The sequence below is a fragment of the Clavibacter lycopersici genome (assembly GCF_003576405.1).
Classification (GTDB): Bacteria; Actinomycetota; Actinomycetes; order Actinomycetales; family Microbacteriaceae; genus Clavibacter; species Clavibacter lycopersici.
In genome coordinates this window covers 1-466 of record NZ_QWGT01000546.1, presented here as the reverse complement: position 1 = coordinate 466, position 466 = coordinate 1, and the positions used below count along the sequence as shown (strand labels likewise).

The following is a 466-nucleotide window of genomic DNA, read 5'->3' as shown; positions in this document are numbered from 1 at the left end:
GGCGTCCCGGCGGCGGCGGACGCCCCGGCCGCACCTGCCACCCCGGCCGCGCCCGTCCCCGCGGAGGAGCCCGTGCAGCCCGCGGCATTCGCCACCACCACCGTCGTCACCCCGGCCCTGCCCACCGACGCCGCATCCGCGGACGACGACGTCCTCCGCCACAACGGCCTCGAGCTCGACGAGGGCACCCGCCACGTCACGGTCGACGGCGAGCCGGTGGACCTCACGCGCACGGAGTTCGACCTGCTCGCCTCGATCCTCGCGAGCGGCGGCCGGGTGCGCACCAAGGGCGACCTCGTGCGCGACATCCGCAGCGGCTCCTATGCCGTCGCCTCCTCCACCGAGCCCGAGGAGCGCGCCGTCGAGGTGCATCTCGGCAACCTGCGCCGGAAGCTGCACGACGATCCGCGCCAGGCCAGGTGGATCCAGACGGTGCGCGGCGTCGGCTACCGGCTCGCGCCGCCGC

The 466-nt window shown here is 76.4% G+C and carries 1 protein-coding gene; it reads left to right on the top strand.

The genetic code is table 11. From position 1 onward, the window contains the following. Nucleotides 1-72 precede the first annotated feature (72 nt). A partial coding sequence (locus DZG00_RS16460; protein WP_375342519.1) for a winged helix-turn-helix domain-containing protein occupies nucleotides 73-466 on the top strand: 394 nt, incomplete at its 3' end.